This is a genomic window from Microcystis panniformis FACHB-1757, assembly GCF_001264245.1.
Taxonomy (GTDB): Bacteria; Cyanobacteriota; Cyanobacteriia; order Cyanobacteriales; family Microcystaceae; genus Microcystis; species Microcystis panniformis.
The window spans coordinates 5,231,815-5,247,407 of the sequence record NZ_CP011339.1; the positions used below are offsets into that span (position 1 = coordinate 5,231,815).

A 15,593-nucleotide genomic window follows, 5' to 3' on the forward strand; every position below is an offset into this window, starting at 1 on the left:
CAATATGGTCACTAAGGCTGCTAAATTAAGTAGGTAGGTATTAAAAACTTTCAGATCCCCCCGCCTATCGGCACCCCCCTTATTAAGGGGGGCAGGGGGGATCAAACCTAAAATCCATTTTTAATTTAATTATAACCAGCTACTTAGAGTCAATTTATCTACTGCCAAGATTTAATTCTATGCTAACACGCCGCTCGAAATTATCTTTTCTCTTGGGGACTTGTTCCCTATTTCTCTGGGTAAACCATCCCGTCACCCTCGCAACCCCCATCAGTCAAGACAATTCCCCCCCTTCCCAGTTTATCTGTCCGGCAGACTTAGCCACCGAGATTGATCGCATTTTGGACCGCCCCGATTATCAAGGCACTTATTGGGGAATTTTAGTAAAATCCCTCAATTCTCAGGAAAATCTCTATAGTCTCCACGAAAATAACTTTTTTACTCCCGCTTCTACCGCGAAATTATTAACCACTGCCGCCGCTTTTAGCAAATTTAACCGCGATTATCGTCTGAAAACCCCCATTTTAGCCCAAGGCAACCCCCCCGATTTAGAGACTTTAACCTTAGTCGGCAGGGGAGATGCAACCATAACCACAGAAAAGTTAGAGAAATTAGCAGAAAAGTTAAAAGCAGGGGGAATTAACTCAATTTCTCGCTTAATTGTCGTTGCTAGTCCTTTTGTCGTCTCCGATAGTCAAAAAACTTGGGAATGGGAAGATGTCTTTTTTGACTATGCTGTACCCGCTTCTAGCTTGGTTTTAAACGAAAATTCCGTCAATTTAAGGCTTTTACCGCGACAATTGGGGCAAAGCTTAGATTTACAATGGTCTGATCCCATTGCCGCTAAACAATGGCTAATTGAGAATCAAACCAGCACCGCAGCGCAAGGAAGCCCGAATACTCTGGCAATTAAGGGCAATTTAGCCAATAATCGCCTGATTATCACCGGTTCTCTGGCGATTGATAGTCAAGATGATTTTAATTTAGCTATTCCCCAACCTTCGGAGTATTTCCTGGCTCGCTGGCGTAATATCCTTGAAAAAGCGGGAATTACCGTTAAAAACGCCGAAATTAGCTCAGAAATTCGCGGTTATGAGATCACCAATTTAGAATCAGAACCCCTAGCATATTTGGTGGAAAAAGTCAATAAAAATAGCGATAATTTACTAGCCGAAACCCTACTACAAATGCTCGGCGGTGTGTCGGGATTGCAAGAAACTTTAACAAAACTGGGAATTAACAGCGATGGTTATAAAATCGGCGATGGTTCGGGGCTATCACGACAAAACCTGATTAAACCCAAGACTTTAGGTCAAATATTACAACTAATGGCAGAAAACCCTGATTATCGTCGTTCTTTAGCCATTGGCGGCATTGATGGCACTTTAACCAATAGATTTCGCCAGACTCCCCTAGAAGGACGATTACAGGCAAAAACCGGGACTTTAACCGGAGTTACCGCTCTCGCAGGTTATCTAGAAACCGCCGACAATCAACCCCTAATCTTTAGCATAACCGTCAATAACAGCGATAAACCCGCCACTACCCTCAGAAACGGCATCGATGAGGTGATTTTGCTCCTAGGACAGTTAAAACGCTGTTAATCTTTAGGAGCCGGGAGATAGGGAGATGGGGAGATAGGGAGATAGGGAGATAGGGAGATGGGGAAATTTCAGCTAAATTCCCCCACTACCCCAACACCCCACTACCCCAACACCCCAACCCGCAACCAATTCGATCGAGCCATTTAAGTAGGGAGGCACAATTATTTGTAGGATGGGTTAGCGGTAGCGTAACATGAGCGGGGGTTGGGTTTCATGCTTCAACCCAACCTACGTTCATCTTATATTTAATTCCACCCACCCACTTAATCACAGAAGCTTGTATACTTTTGTAAAAATTGCTTCTAGCTGACCTGTAGATTAATCGACGGAGTATTGATATATGTATATAGTTCAGGTTGCCTCTGAGTGCGCCCCAGTGATTAAAGCTGGGGGATTGGGGGATGTGGTATATGGATTGAGTCGAGAATTGGAAATTCGCGGTCATTGCGTGGAGCTAATCCTACCCATGTATGATTGTATGCGCTACGACCAAATTTGGGGCTTACACGAGGCTTATCGGGACCTGTGGGTGCCTTGGTACGGTGGCGCAATTCACTGTAACGTTTTTTGTGGTTGGGTACACGGGCGCTTGTGTTTCTTTATTCAACCTAATTCGGGGGATAATTTCTTTAATCGCGGTACTTACTACGGCTGTAAAGACGATAATATGCGTTTTGCCTTCTTCTCTAAAGCCGCTTTAGAATTTTTGCTCAGAAGTAATAAACGTCCCGATATAATTCATTGTCACGACTGGCAAACTGGTTTAATTCCGCCCTTACTTTTTGAAATTTATAAATATCATGGTATGGGCAATCAGCGCGTTCTTTACACCATCCATAACTTTAAACATCAAGGATTTGGAGGTGCAGAAATTCTCTGGGCAACAGGATTAAATAACGATCCTTACTACTTTAGCTATGCCCGACTGCGCGATAACTTCAATCCTTTTGTGATTAATTTTATGAAAGGTGGGATCGTTTTTGCCAACTATTTCAATACCGTCTCACCTCACCATGCTTGGGAAGCACACCACACCGATGTTAGTTATGGTTTAGGTCATACAATTCACCAGCATCAACACAAATTTACTGGCATTCTCAACGGTTTAGATTACAATATCTGGAACCCGGAAGTGGATAAATTTATTGCTGCACCCTACGGTGTTGATAGCTTCTCCGAGAAGGCACGCAATAAAAAGGCACTGCGAGAAAGACTCTGGTTAAGAGATGAAGCAGAAAAACCCTTAATTTGTTATGTCGGTCGTTTAGATGACCAAAAAGGCGTACATTTAGTTCACCATGCCATGTATTATGCCTTAGCTCGCGGGGCGCAATTTGTCCTCTTAGGTTCCGCCACCGAATCGTTAATTAATAACTGGTTCTGGCATGAGAAAAATCACCTCAATAATAACCCTGATGTTCATATTGAATTGGGCTTTAATGAGGAATTATCTCACCTCATTTATGCGGGGGCCGATATGATTGTGGTTCCCAGTAATTTTGAACCCTGCGGACTGACACAAGTAATCAGCTTAAAATACGGAACCGTTCCCATCGTCCGGGGAGTTGGTGGTTTAGTTAATACGGTTTTTGATCGCGATTATGATACCTATCACAAACCGGAAGAACGCAATGGTTTTGTCTTTTTTGATCCCGATAATAATGCCCTCGAATCAGCCATGTCCCGGGCATTAGAATTGTGGTACACTCAACCAGAAGAATTCCAAAAATTAGCGATTCAAGGTATGGAATGCGATTACTCTTGGAATCGCCCTGGGGAAGAATACGTTGCCCTCTATGAAATGATTCGCCACAAATAAACTGTCTTGTCTCTAGCAATTCCCTGGCAGTTGTCAACAGAAATTCGAGGAATAGATTTGTTGAAATTTCTAGGGTAATTGCTTTAGTTTTGACCGACTCCTAACCCCACCAACAAACTTTTTCAGTAAACCCTACCTAGTAGAGCAGAAATGTTAACTTTGCTTGGTATTCTTGGGTGAGGGGATGACTAACTCCCAAAATCTGAAATATGGCTAACATGGCTTTTCTTGCGCCATCCTGACGATATTTTCTACTTTCTCCCACCAGGCTGATCAGTTTATCTAAAGCGGCGGCATAATCTTCTTTTAAAGCGAAATTAATCCCAGCAAAAAATATCAGATCGAGGGGATTATTTTCTGGTTTTAACTGTTGGAATTCTAGGATAGTTTTCCAACCTTTAATAACAGGATTTTCCTCTTTAATAGCACTGATTAATCGATAAGCGTCTGACCATTTTTCTAGACGCATGAGAAATTTTACCGCCATAATAATTAATCGCTGTTCGTTGGGATATTTAGGAAAAAGACGATCAAATAATTGTTTGGCTGCGGGCAAATTATCGAGGGCGATCGCTTCTTGTATTTCTGCTAATCCTGTTTCTAATTCCGATTGTAAATCCAGACGGGAAAATAAGTCTCTAATTTGTTCTTCTGGCAAAGCACCGACAAAACAGGGTAACACTTCTCCCTTGCTGACAATTCGCACATCGGGAACTCCTTCCACATCGTATTGTTCGGCTAATTCGGGATTTTTATCTATATCTATTTTGGCTAGGATAAAATTATATTCACTTGCTAGTTTTTCTAGCATCGGTTTTACCAATTTACAGGGTCCACACCAGAGAGCATAAAAGTCTAAAATCACTGTATTTAGATAGGATTTCTCGATCACTTCACTGTCAAAATTTGTCCCATCTACCTCGATAGAATATCCCATCTATTTCTCCTCTAATAACTTATTTTTCAGCTAGTTTTGTCCCACTTACCTCTTTTACCCAAAGGGCTAATCCTCCCCCTCGTCCCCGGGCTGCTATCATTGTTTCTGTGATCAGAAAATAGGCAAAAAATGCCTGTTTTTTGATACTTTCCTGATAAAAATTCGCTTCACTTACCTGGCCATTTCTAATAAAACCTGAATAGAGAGAGAGATTAAATAGGGTTAGGTTGAGCCGGGTAAAATCAAAGGCAAGAAGACGGGTTTTAGGAAAAAACTTAACCGGACCGCTTACAGATAGTTTTACTGCCCCTAAAACTATCTGATTGCTGACGCTTCCAGAGATAAATTCTCCCGGTTCTAAACTCTCATTTCTTTGGTAAGAGATGGTAATTTTTAACCAGGATGGTAGATAGCGACCCTTACCCAAAACAATCCCCGCTCTCTTTTTCGCTTTTTGAGTTCCCGTGATAAAGTATAATCGCCAAGTACCGACTAAAGCCTCAAAAGTAAGATTTTCTTTAGTTTTTTTATTGTTTTTTTCTTTGCTTAAGAGAAATTCCAGCAATTGAGAGACAGGGGGGCGATTATTGTCCTCAAGTATTAGGGGTGAGTCGAGATTTATAACCATGATTTGAGACAGTGCCAAGATATTTTAACTGAAGCTACCGAACTCGAAAAAGCGAGCGATAAACTGGTTGACCCTTATTATAAGTGGACTTTTCCCTCTCCGTCGGTACGGGGAAAATATTTTCCGCTAACCAGGGGGTTTGATGTTGCCGAACAAAATGGGGATGTGCTTGAAATCTCTCGGTCATTTCCAGGGCGATCGATTCCACATCCGACTGTAAAAAAACCCAGCCCCCAGCTACCATATACTTAGCCAAAGCTATGACTAATTCTGGCTGCACAACCCGACGCTTGCTGTGACGCTGTTTAAACCAAGGATCGGGAAATTGAATCGACACCCAAAATAACTTATCCGCGGGCAAAGATTGCAGTAAAATTTCTGGGGCAACATTCATATTGCCAAAAACAAAAGCGAGATTACTTAATCCTAACCTTTCCCGTTCCTGATTCGCTTCAATTACCAAAGGTTGACGAATTTCAATCCCCAAAAAATTAATTTCTGGCTCTACTTGGGCCATTTGTAACAAAAATTTACCCCGCGCACAACCAATGTCAAGATGGAGAGGTTGCGTCATATCCTGATAAACTTGATTCCAATCGGGGGGAGCGATCGGATGGCGATATTTATGACTTAAGGGATTGACGTGCTGACGAACGCGAACTTTAGCCAAAGATATTTTCTCCTCATTTCTCCTCGATCAATCTAGTTTACCGATATTTAGCCCAATTCAATGCGATGAATTTCCGTTTCGCCATTCTCAGCGATCCTCATATCGCTTTACCCACAACCATTTTGAACCATTCTAATCGCTTTCATCTGGTGGAAGTGAGTATTCCAGCTTTAAAAATTGTTTTAGACCATCTCATCACCCTTAACCTCGATTTTCTGCTGATTGCTGGCGATTTAACCCAAGATGGTGAACCAGAAAATCATCGTTGGTTAGCCGATTGTTTAGCCACTTTACCCTTCCCCGTCTATGTGGTGCCTGGTAATCATGATGTTTTGAGTTTAACCGCGACGGAAAACCAGATCGGTTTAGGAGATTTTCCCTTTTATTATCAACAATTTGGTTACAGCAATCCCGAACAAATATACTACCAAAAAGAAATTTTACCCGGAGTGCAATTAATCGGTCTTAATTCTAATCAATTCGATGATCAAGGTAAACAAATTGGCAGTTTAGATGCAGAACAATTGCATTGGTTAAAACAGATTTTACCCGCGCTAAAAAACGATCTAGTGATGGTGATGATCCATCATAACGTTATCGAGCATTTACCCGGACAAAGCAATCATGAATTAGGTAAACGCTATATGTTGGCTAATGCGGTAGAACTGCTCGATATACTACAGGAAAACGGCGTAAAATTGTTGATTACTGGCCATCTCCACGTGCAGGATCTGGCTTTTACTAGAGGTATCTATGAAATTACCACCGGTTCCCTCGTCAGTTATCCCCATCCCTACCGGGTGCTAGAATATTGCGAAAACACGGTTGAATTAGCCATAGAATCCTTTTATCTGCAAAATATACCCGGATGGGAGAATTTACCCGCTATTTCTCGGCAATGGTTAGGCGATCGCTCTTATCCTTTTATGATGCGTTTATTAACCTGCCATCCCCTCAATCTTCCCGTGAGTCTAGCGGAGGAATTAGCCCCGAAATTACGAAATTTTTGGGCAGATGTGGCTAAAGGTGACACAATCTTCGATTTTAGCGATTTTCCGCCCCTAGCACGCCGTTATTTTTACGCTTTCAGTGCCATCGATCCCCTCGGTAATCCTCATTTTATCGACAATCAAGCCGTAATTAGGGTTTGCTGAAAAAGCTTTTCCTAGGGGCAGGGTGTGGGGTGTGGGGTGTGGGGTGTGGGGTTTTACCGATTTTCAGGTGGTCAATTACCTAATTTTCAGGGAAAAAGTACCTGAATTTTCCCCCCAATCACTCCAAAGGTCGGCACTTTTTGAGGGAAAACAAGTCTAAAAGTCTTATACAACAAGGTTTTTAGATTTATTCAGCAAGCCGTAATTAGTTTCAAGCATCAGTTCAGTTATCGGCGCTCAAACTTGCTGGTGGAGATGGGAGAATAGCTGCAACAAATAATTAACTATAGCTTATAGTTAAAGGACTATCCGGCAGCGCGACCGCTATCTTGGCAGAAAATATCAAAAAAAATCAATGGAAGCACTTAAAAAGGAATTTAAAAAAATCGGTTCTCTTACCCTGTTTTTTTTCTTGGCTTTCGGTTATATTCTTCTGATCATGAAATTATTTCTGGAAGAGTATTCGATTACCACCTACGTTTTGGGTAAAGCGATCGTAGGAGCGATCCTTGCGGCAAAAACCGTGGCCATTCTCGACGCAGCCATGAAGCTAGAATGGTTAGAAAATCGTCCCCGTTACGTTAGTGTTCTGTATCGAACCTTTGTTTATACCCTAGCAGCACTGATTCTCGGCTCGATCGAGGGTTTTCTGGAAGCTTATCGGGTAACGCGGGTAATTTCGGAGGCAATGGCCAAATTTTGGCAAAGGGAAAGTTTCTCTCAAATCCTTGCGGTTACTCTCTGTCTCGCAGTGGTTTTTTGTCTCCACAATCTCTGGCAGGAAATCGATCGCTATTGGGGTAAAGGCAAATTGAGAAAATTTTTTCTCGATCGCTCCTAAAGTACAGCAGTTATCTTAATAGTGAAGTTTTCCTTTTGGGGAGTTGTTCGTCAGGAAACAGGGATTTAGGGAGATGGAGATTTAGGGAAATTGCAGCTAGATTCCCCACTACCCCCCGCAACGCGCACGCAGTGACCACCCCACTACCCCAACACCCCAACACCCCACTTAAGAAGTACGTGCGATCGCCCTATCTTTCGCGGGCGACTCCTGCTAGGATAAAATACGGGTGAAAAATTGCTAATCCAAGGAGTACAGACGTGATTGAACCTTTAGTGCTAGGGATTGTCCTAGGCTTAATTCCCATTACCCTAGCGGGTTTGTTCGTTGCCGCCTATTTACAGTACAAACGGGGCAATCAATTCGGCTTAGACTAAATCTATCACGCCAATCCCCCGAATTGAGAAAATCTCCCGTCAAGCTAGGCACTAGACGGGAGATTTTCCACAGGACAAATTTGCCGCTTAACAGATTGTGGCTGCCGGCGTTGCCATCCCCGCAAAACTTATCTGTCTTACTGGGAGAGCGATCGCCAAAAAAGCAAGAACTAAACGGCTGTTAAACTAGGAAAACGAATGACAGTCTCCGTATATTCGGGAACCCATCCGGCGGTAGTGGTGAAGTAACGCACTGCTTTAACCCGTTTACTGGCAGTGAGGTGAAACCAGTGTTCGCTATGGGCGGGAACATTGATGTATTCTTGAGGTTGAATAGTTAATTCCCCCTGAGAACCATCGGGAAAGACAAAGCCAAAAACCCCCTCCCCATCAATGATATAACGCACCTCATCGTCAGCGTGGGTGTGACAGCGCTCGAATTTGGCCAGTAAAGTGTCGAGATTGGGAATTTCAGGGTGTAAAACGATTAAATCTCTAGCTTGATAACCCGCTTCTTGCTTTAGTTGCTCAAAATAACCGTCTAAGCTGGTTAAAACTATTTCTTTTTCTTCGTCAGTGAGAGAAGCTTGCTTAAGTAGCTGACAAGTGGCTTCGTTTTCGATCGGCCAATAGTTTAAAGTGACATTTAATTTGGCCAATTCCAGACTAATATCGGCTAACTGGGTATAGGTTGTCCCATTCTCTAAGCGTAGTATCGCCATTAGTTATCATCCTCAAGATTACTTTTTCCATTTTAAAGTTTTCCAGAGAGAAGCCGCTCGATTTTTTGCCCCTCGATCTCTTGCCAGTTCCTAGGATTTTCTGCTCAAAAATGCTATTATGGTCTATATCTGGGGAATTAGCTCAGTTGGTAGAGCGCTGCGATCGCACCGCAGAGGTCAGGGATTCGAGTTCCCTATTCTCCATTTGCCAGAGATATTAACCGCTTTTTAAGGTTCAAGAAAGATTATGAACCGGCGTCAACTTCCCAAAAAGGTGTTACTTTTATTTCTGGGGAGAATAGCAGAGGATTACTGACAGAAAAGCTAAAAGACTTAACTTGTGGTGGTAATTTTCCTTGAAAAAATGCCATTAATTCCTGATCATTTCTTGGTAGGTGACTAAGGATAACTCCATTAGCTGAATTGTCTTGAACAAAGCGAAAATTGGCTTGAGTTCCATCGAGATAATTAACGTTAATTATCACAGGAGGGATTCTAAAGAGTTGTTTGACTATTTTACCCAACCAAGAATATTCAAATTTAACTTGAACACGAGTAATCCCACTATTACGAGTAGGTAATTCATAGACTTGATCCCAAGTAATATTAGTGGTCTCTCCTAGAGGGGTTGGAATGCAACCACTGACTTTTTGTTTTTCTAGAAGATAAAAGTTGGTTTTGATTGCGGGGACGCGGAAGGGGGAATTTACCGAGTCAAGTTGATAATTACAAACCACATAGGAAAAGGCTTTAGGTTCATCAAAAAAAGGATGTCTGCCATCAATAGCTTGAAAGTGATAAATCAGATAATCTCTGGGAGATTGAGATAAGCTTTGATAATTTAGTTCATCCAGTTTTTCTGTATAAGCAGAATAGGATTGAATAATCGGCCGCGGTTTCCAATTAAGCTGATTGCCCGGAATAAGTGAAAATTCCCAGGGAATTATATCAATAGTTTTGCCTTGCACTTTTTCCAACACAGAATCGGGTATTTTGGTAGCGGCAGCAATGACTTGTAAATTTTTAGTTGTACTCCTTTCACCTCGCATTTCTAATTCTCTGGGATTAAGCATAGAGGAAATGACAACCCCAATATTATTAACCACTCTATCGGGACTGAAATTACTCCACTGGCGAGCATTTTCCAGTATGGTTGAATTAGGACTAGAGGTGATAATAATACATCCCAAAAAAATTATTCCCCAAGCACAATAAGCAATTTTCTTCAACCGAGATTTTTTAATAATTGTTGTATAGAGAGAAGCTGAGACAATAACCACAAGTGTAAAAACAACAACGTGAGCATCTTGCCTAACAAATCCATGCTTAAATGATAAAAATATAGGAAAAATATAGGCAATAGCGAGACTAGGGTTTTGGTCTATAATTGCCAGCGACATTAAAAGCAAACTTAAGGCAAAACAGAGCAAAGCAATTAGTAAATGCGGGTAATTTCCTACAATACTCATCGCACTGGAATAACCAGAAGAAAATGCCCAAGAATTGCTCAAATATTCGATGAGAGAGGGAAAATTATTGAGATTAATTGTTTGGATAAGAAGTAACCCATAAAGCCCATAAAATACTAACAGAGGTAAGAAGTTAAGTAAGTAGTTCTGATTAAATAGAAGATAGATTCTGCCTTTGATACCCCTTGCCTCTCTTAATAAGGGGGGTGCCGATGGGCGGCGGGATCTGACAATAAACCAGAGAGTTAAAGCTACTCCTCCAGCAATGCAAAGATTAACTATAATGTGAATAAAGGCTCGGTTATAAGAGGCTGGATAGAGAAAAATAAAGGCAATGGAAGGAATGCTTAAAGTTAAGTTAATACCAGCGAGAACATTTTTTATAACTATCGATGGTGACTTTTGAAAATATCCCCGAATAATATTAACAAATATGTAGATAAACAGGCTGCCTGCTAGATAAATTCCTAAAGTTAGTTTGGTGAGTATAGAGAACCCAGTGATCATGCCAATAGCTATAGCTAAATAATTGATGTACTTTTGAAAAAAGTTATCAAAAGACATGAGTATCAAAAGGATAAATGTTATCTGATAATCAACAGTAAAGCCGATACTGTTGTAGGGATTTCCTACTAGAGTAGCAAAAATAATTGACAGGACAAAAACGATTTGATTGCTATAGTCCTTAATAAATAATAATCTGAGAATAACCACCCCTAATAGACAAAGGTGTATCAACCAGCGAAAATAGATAATTTGGGAAAAGTTGTGGTTTAAAGATGTGCCATGAACCAGATAGCCTAGGGGTCCATAGGTGAAGATAATATCTTGACCAAAAATTAAATGTTTATGGGCAGCATCACTAATGGCAAAAGCCCAAGAAGGATCTAAGCCAATTTTTAACCAATCAATAATAGGCAAATTGGCCAGAAAAAAGTAGGCGGTGATGATAATTAGTATTCCCTTGACGAATACAGGTGAATTGAGAGATTTTTTGTGCATAATTTTTGAGTTAAAAAATACCTTTTAATTCCTTCTCGTGGGTGTTAATCCAATCAAAAATATCTTGGATTAATTTTCTACCGTCTCGCTGGGGTTGCCATCCAGTTATGGAACTGATTTTGCGGGAATCAGTGATAAAAATTGGCATATCTCCAGTGCGATTTTCGGGAACTGCCTCAATCATTATACTATTGCCCGTGATTTCTTGACATAGTTTTGTGGTTTCATAAAGGGACAAGGAAAAATCTTGCCCACCACCCACATTAAAAGTCTGCCCTTTGAATTGTTCTAAATTAGCAATCTGAATATCGATTAAATCGAGTAAATCAGCTACATGAAGAAAATCTCTAACCTGTTTCCCTGTACCCCCATAACCGATATATTTTAAGGACTTCTGAAAGTAATGATTAGCCACCCAAAGGGCAAAAACTCCCTGATCAACTTTTCCCATCTGCCAAGGACCAGTTAAAACTCCACAGCGATTAATTAAAGTTCTTAATCCGTAGGCATCCCCATATTCATTAATAATCAATTCCGATGCTAACTTAGTGGAACCGTAGAGAGAACGGGGCAAATCTAAGGGAAATTGTTCCGCGATACCAAAAGCAGAAACCCCAGGTAAATCTTGCTGTTCAGATAACTGAAAACGAGTATCTTTTTCTGTATAGTTTAATTGATTAAGATAGGCGATAGGATAAACTCTGCTAGTGGAGAGAAAAATAAAATCGGCTTGGGTTTGTCTAGCTAATTCTAAACAGTTAATTGTTCCAATTAAGTTAGTTTGCAAAACGTAGCCTGGGGAAGTATAACCAGCTAAAACAGAAGGTTCTGCCGAACATTCTAGGATTAAATCCACTGGCAAAGCGGATGCTTCTAAGTCTTCCGCATTTCTGACATCTCCATGAACAAACTCAATTCCCGCCTGTTTGATACGGGGAATATTTAATTCAGAACCGCGACGTTTTAAGTTATCTAAGGCGATAATTTTCCAATCGGGATAACGTTGGGCTAATCCTAAACCTAAAGAACTACCCACAAAACCCGCACCGCCAGTAATTAACACTTGCCTAGTCATAATTGTACAATCTTGATTAGTATTTATAGGTTACTTTGAATCACTGTATTGTCAGTAATTATCTAGGTTTGGTGGCTTTGACAAATAGCTGCCCACCCAAGAAATTCCAGAAAATAGGAAATTTTAAATAAATTTTGAGTAAGGTGGGTGAAGCGGGTCTTCCTTTCGTAGAAAATGGTAGAAAACGAGGAATTAAAGTATCGATTCTAAAACCAATTGTTTCCAATAACTCCTTTAAAGAAAGGTGAGTTATAGGTAGTTTATGATCGATAAAATCATAGTATTCTTTATAAGAATACTTAAAATTAGGTTGAATCACTAGAAGTGATCCGCCCGGAGTTAAAATGTCATAACAAAATCCCAAAACTTCGATTAATTCTTCCGCACTATTTAAATGCTCGAAAAAGTTGGAGATGAAAATTTTATCAAATCTGATATCAAGTTTTTGCTGCTCATTAATACTGAGAATATTGAGATTCAAGACCGTTACATCAGGATTAGCAAAAACTTTTGCATCAGGATTAAGATCGATTAAGTATTTATTTTTAGACCGAATTTGGTTAATAAATTCGCAGTAACCTCCACCAATATCTAAAACTGTATCATTGACAGTAACATGATTTTGTAAAAAATTATCAACTAAAACTTTCCAAAGAGCTAATTTTGCTTTTCTTTCTTGAGGATTAAAGCGACTTTCGTAAAGTCTCTTTAAGTATTCCATTTGTCGGGTTACTTGCTCGTCTAACATGGTTTTAACCTCTGAATTTATTGGTTACTTTTATCTGATTTTTTGGACAGGTTTGCGCTTATAGTCGCCTCTAGAAAGGTGTTTTTCTAACCAGATGGAGAGAACTATAAATAAATAACGACTGCCCATTTCCTTGAGTTTTAACTTGGAAATCCCCGTGGTACGATTGCGCCAAGTGATGGGAATTGTCGTGTAGGAATATCCTCGCACGATTGCTTTTAAGGGCATCTCTACTGTTAAGTTAAAATGGTGAGACAGTAGAGGTGATATTCCTTCGATAACCTCCTTACGATAGATTTTAAAGGCGTTAGTGGTATCATTAAATTTTAGCCCAAATAAAACTTGAATGAAGAGATTAGCCAAACGATTAACGATTAACTTGTGTATGGGATAATCAATAACTTTTCCTCCTTTGATAAAACGAGAACCAAAAACGCAATCGTAGCCTTCTTGCAGTTTATAATAATAGTCCACCATGTTATCGGGAGAGTCGGAATTATCTGCCATTACTACTGCAACTGCATCACCGCTAAAATTTTCTAATCCACAGCGTACCGCAAAACCAAAACCGTTGGGATAATAGTTATTGATGTAGAGAATGCGGGGATTTTCTTGGTTGATTTTTTTCAGAACTGCTTCGGTGTTATCTTTGCTATTGTCATTAACCACCAGGATTTCATAATTAATTTTATCCCGTTCTAAACGTTCAGATATTAACTGAGTGGTGCTTTCGATGCAATCTTCTTCGTTGTAAGCAGGGATAATTATTGATAGGGTTTTTACCGCATAGTTATCCCTTGATTGACGTGGGTGAGAGTAACCGTCCATCTCGAAAGCTGGGGCTAATCCTTCGGGATAGTACATTTCTGTCTCATTAGTCTTATTCTTGGGTTTAAAAATTAGGCTATCACTGGCAACATAATTAATACTAGCTCCCACTAAAACCCCGATCATTGTGTTAACTCCGGGACTAATTCCTAACCAGTTTAAGAAGGGAAATATCAAGAAAACTCGCAGTAAAACTGCTAAACCTGCCGAGAGATGATAGAGAGGAAGTTGTATCAAAATCACATCTCTAATTGTCCAATCTCCCCCAGTCCACACCCAGATTCTATAGATAAAGAAACTAGCAATTAAAGATATTTCTATCGAAATAACATTAGCAACATTTTTAAGAAATGGGGTATTAAATCCCAAGTCATCAATGAACCAATAAATTAGGAACAGGTTGATTAAAAATGCCACTCCCCCAGCAATGAGAAATCGGAAAATTTTATTGTTGTAGATTTTAGTTAACATAATAGTCTCTTAAATATGCTCTGGTTTAGTTTTTCTAGGTCAATATTGCTATTAATTACTCTGACTAACTAATTAACATACTCCCTCAATTACTAGCAGTATATTTGGCTAAAAATCACTTGTGTAACGAGGGAAAAATAGCAGATAAAAACTGATCAAAATAATTCTTGATTTACTCTAAGTCCAACGGCTAACGTTTTGACTAAAAATTTCTTTGAGAATATCTGTTACTGTGTAGGTTAACTGCCAATAAGGATAATGATTTTTAAACTTACTCACATCAGAAATCCACCAGATATGATCACCAATACGATTAGTCTCCACATACTGCCAGTTTAACTTTTTATCCGCAATCGCTTCACATTCTTCAATAGCTTCTAACATGGAACAATTACTAAAGCGACTACCACCGATATTATAAACTTCTGCCACTCGCGGGGCCTGATAAAAATGATAGAAAGCATTGACAAGATCGTAACTATGAATGTTATCCCGTACCTGCTTACCCTTATACCCATAAATACTGTATTCTTTGCCAATCATCGTACATTTCATTAAGTAGGATAAAAACCCGTGTAATTGGGTTCCCGAATGACTAGGCCCGGTTAAACAACCACCGCGAAAAGAGGCAGTTTTCATCTCAAAATAACGCCCGTATTCCTGTACTAATACATCCGCTGCCACTTTCGAGGCACCAAACAAAGAATGTTTACAAGCATCAATACTCATCAACTCGTCAATACCTTGAGCAAAATAAGGATGATTTTCCGAGATTTCCCAACGTAATTCTTTTTCTACTAAAGGCAATTCATTCGGTCTATCCCCATAAACTTTATTGGTGGAACAAAAAATAAATACTGCTTGGGGACAGTGTTGACGAGTATTTTCTAATAAAACTAAAGTTCCGTTAGCATTGACACTAAAATCCATATAGGGATCCTTAGCTGCCCAATCGTGGGAAGGTTGCGCCGCCGTATGGATAATTAAGGATAGATCATGACTATAGGTTTTAAATATAGCTGAAATAGCTTCATGATCACGAATATCTACAGCATGGTGAATGTATTTATCCCCGTAATCTTGGGATAATTTGGCTCGATTCCACTCCGTTGAAGCGTCTTCACCAAAAAATACCTGACGCATATTATTATCGATACCGACGACGGTATAACCCCGATCACAAAAAAATCTGACTGATTCAGAACCGATTAAACCAGCAGAACCGGTTACTAGAATGATCGCCATAAC

The 15,593-nt window shown here is 40.0% G+C and carries 14 protein-coding genes and 1 tRNA gene; 6 read left to right on the forward strand and 9 right to left on the reverse strand.

The features are described 5' to 3' along the window. Positions 1–179: 179 nt before the first annotated feature. On the forward strand, positions 180–1,604 hold the full coding sequence (gene dacB, locus VL20_RS24605; protein WP_052278106.1) for a D-alanyl-D-alanine carboxypeptidase/D-alanyl-D-alanine endopeptidase: 1,425 nt from the start codon (positions 180–182) through the stop codon (positions 1,602–1,604). A 340-nt stretch (positions 1,605–1,944) separates the two neighbouring features. Further along, positions 1,945–3,423, forward strand: coding sequence for a glycogen synthase GlgA (glgA, locus tag VL20_RS24610; protein WP_052278107.1), 1,479 nt, complete (start codon positions 1,945–1,947; stop codon positions 3,421–3,423). A gap of 136 nt (positions 3,424–3,559) precedes the next feature. Here the strand turns inward: glgA and VL20_RS24615 are convergent, their stop codons facing one another. From VL20_RS24615 to trmB, 3 genes are read right to left on the reverse strand one after another with little or no spacing between them, the layout of a single operon-like run. Next, complete coding sequence (locus tag VL20_RS24615; RefSeq protein WP_052278108.1) at positions 3,560–4,360, reverse strand: tetratricopeptide repeat protein; 801 nt, start codon at positions 4,358–4,360, stop codon at positions 3,560–3,562. A 19-nt stretch (positions 4,361–4,379) separates the two neighbouring features. Continuing rightward, positions 4,380–4,988 (reverse strand): hypothetical protein, encoded by a 609-nt coding sequence (locus VL20_RS24620; RefSeq protein WP_052278109.1) that lies wholly within the window; start codon positions 4,986–4,988, stop codon positions 4,380–4,382. A gap of 34 nt (positions 4,989–5,022) precedes the next feature. Continuing rightward, on the reverse strand, positions 5,023–5,658 hold the full coding sequence (gene trmB, locus VL20_RS24625) for a tRNA (guanosine(46)-N7)-methyltransferase TrmB (RefSeq protein ID WP_002801525.1): 636 nt from the start codon (positions 5,656–5,658) through the stop codon (positions 5,023–5,025). Positions 5,659–5,723: 65 nt separating this feature from the next. On the opposite strand from trmB, the gene VL20_RS24630 reads away from it, so the two are divergent. The 3 genes from VL20_RS24630 to petG all read left to right on the forward strand — a co-directional run bounded on the left by VL20_RS24630 (position 5,724) and on the right by petG (position 8,030). Continuing rightward, positions 5,724–6,812 (forward strand): metallophosphoesterase family protein, encoded by a 1,089-nt coding sequence (locus VL20_RS24630; RefSeq protein ID WP_052278110.1) that lies wholly within the window; start codon positions 5,724–5,726, stop codon positions 6,810–6,812. 355 nt (positions 6,813–7,167) lie between these two features. Continuing rightward, complete coding sequence (locus VL20_RS24635) at positions 7,168–7,653, forward strand: hypothetical protein (RefSeq protein WP_052278111.1); 486 nt, start codon at positions 7,168–7,170, stop codon at positions 7,651–7,653. Positions 7,654–7,913: 260 nt separating this feature from the next. Further along, positions 7,914–8,030, forward strand: coding sequence for a cytochrome b6-f complex subunit V (petG, locus tag VL20_RS24640; protein ID WP_002738052.1), 117 nt, complete (start codon positions 7,914–7,916; stop codon positions 8,028–8,030). Between the two features lie 170 nt (positions 8,031–8,200). Here petG and VL20_RS24645 read toward each other — a convergent pair whose 3' ends face one another. Next, positions 8,201–8,752, reverse strand: a complete 552-nt coding sequence (locus tag VL20_RS24645; RefSeq protein WP_052278112.1) for a 1,2-dihydroxy-3-keto-5-methylthiopentene dioxygenase — start codon at positions 8,750–8,752, stop codon at positions 8,201–8,203. 131 nt (positions 8,753–8,883) lie between these two features. Here VL20_RS24645 and VL20_RS24650 point away from each other — a divergent pair. Continuing rightward, positions 8,884–8,956, forward strand: a tRNA-Ala gene (locus tag VL20_RS24650). 41 nt (positions 8,957–8,997) lie between these two features. On the opposite strand, the gene VL20_RS24655 is transcribed toward VL20_RS24650, so the two are convergent. From VL20_RS24655 to VL20_RS24675, 5 genes are all read right to left on the reverse strand, one after another. Next, positions 8,998–11,223: a hypothetical protein gene (locus VL20_RS24655; RefSeq protein ID WP_052278113.1), complete on the reverse strand. Its 2,226-nt coding sequence runs from the start codon at positions 11,221–11,223 to the stop codon at positions 8,998–9,000. A 10-nt stretch (positions 11,224–11,233) separates the two neighbouring features. Continuing rightward, positions 11,234–12,298 (reverse strand): NAD-dependent epimerase/dehydratase family protein, encoded by a 1,065-nt coding sequence (locus VL20_RS24660; protein WP_052278114.1) that lies wholly within the window; start codon positions 12,296–12,298, stop codon positions 11,234–11,236. Positions 12,299–12,356: 58 nt separating this feature from the next. Next, positions 12,357–13,046, reverse strand: coding sequence for a class I SAM-dependent methyltransferase (locus VL20_RS24665; protein WP_004162582.1), 690 nt, complete (start codon positions 13,044–13,046; stop codon positions 12,357–12,359). Positions 13,047–13,076: 30 nt separating this feature from the next. Further along, positions 13,077–14,345 carry a glycosyltransferase gene (locus VL20_RS24670; RefSeq protein WP_052278115.1) on the reverse strand — a complete coding sequence of 423 codons (1,269 nt, stop codon included), beginning with the start codon at positions 14,343–14,345 and terminating at the stop codon, positions 13,077–13,079. Positions 14,346–14,522: 177 nt separating this feature from the next. Next, the gene (locus VL20_RS24675) at positions 14,523–15,590 is read right to left on the reverse strand and encodes an NAD-dependent epimerase/dehydratase family protein (protein ID WP_052278116.1); all 1,068 of its coding nucleotides are present in this window, start codon (positions 15,588–15,590) and stop codon (positions 14,523–14,525) included. Positions 15,591–15,593: the final 3 nt, after the last annotated feature.

Coding starts and splice junctions, on each gene's coding strand:
- VL20_RS24620 (WP_052278109.1), bottom strand. CDS start 4,988: ATGGTTATAAATCTCGACTCACCCCTAATACTTGAGGACAATAATCGC.
- VL20_RS24675 (WP_052278116.1), bottom strand. CDS start 15,590: ATGGCGATCATTCTAGTAACCGGTTCTGCTGGTTTAATCGGTTCTGAA.
- VL20_RS24645 (WP_052278112.1), bottom strand. CDS start 8,752: ATGGCGATACTACGCTTAGAGAATGGGACAACCTATACCCAGTTAGCC.
- VL20_RS24630 (WP_052278110.1), top strand. CDS start 5,724: ATGAATTTCCGTTTCGCCATTCTCAGCGATCCTCATATCGCTTTACCC.
- glgA (WP_052278107.1), top strand. CDS start 1,945: ATGTATATAGTTCAGGTTGCCTCTGAGTGCGCCCCAGTGATTAAAGCT.
- VL20_RS24655 (WP_052278113.1), bottom strand. CDS start 11,223: ATGCACAAAAAATCTCTCAATTCACCTGTATTCGTCAAGGGAATACTA.
- VL20_RS24665 (WP_004162582.1), bottom strand. CDS start 13,046: ATGTTAGACGAGCAAGTAACCCGACAAATGGAATACTTAAAGAGACTT.
- VL20_RS24615 (WP_052278108.1), bottom strand. CDS start 4,360: ATGGGATATTCTATCGAGGTAGATGGGACAAATTTTGACAGTGAAGTG.
- VL20_RS24670 (WP_052278115.1), bottom strand. CDS start 14,345: ATGTTAACTAAAATCTACAACAATAAAATTTTCCGATTTCTCATTGCT.
- dacB (WP_052278106.1), top strand. CDS start 180: ATGCTAACACGCCGCTCGAAATTATCTTTTCTCTTGGGGACTTGTTCC.
- VL20_RS24660 (WP_052278114.1), bottom strand. CDS start 12,298: ATGACTAGGCAAGTGTTAATTACTGGCGGTGCGGGTTTTGTGGGTAGT.
- VL20_RS24635 (WP_052278111.1), top strand. CDS start 7,168: ATGGAAGCACTTAAAAAGGAATTTAAAAAAATCGGTTCTCTTACCCTG.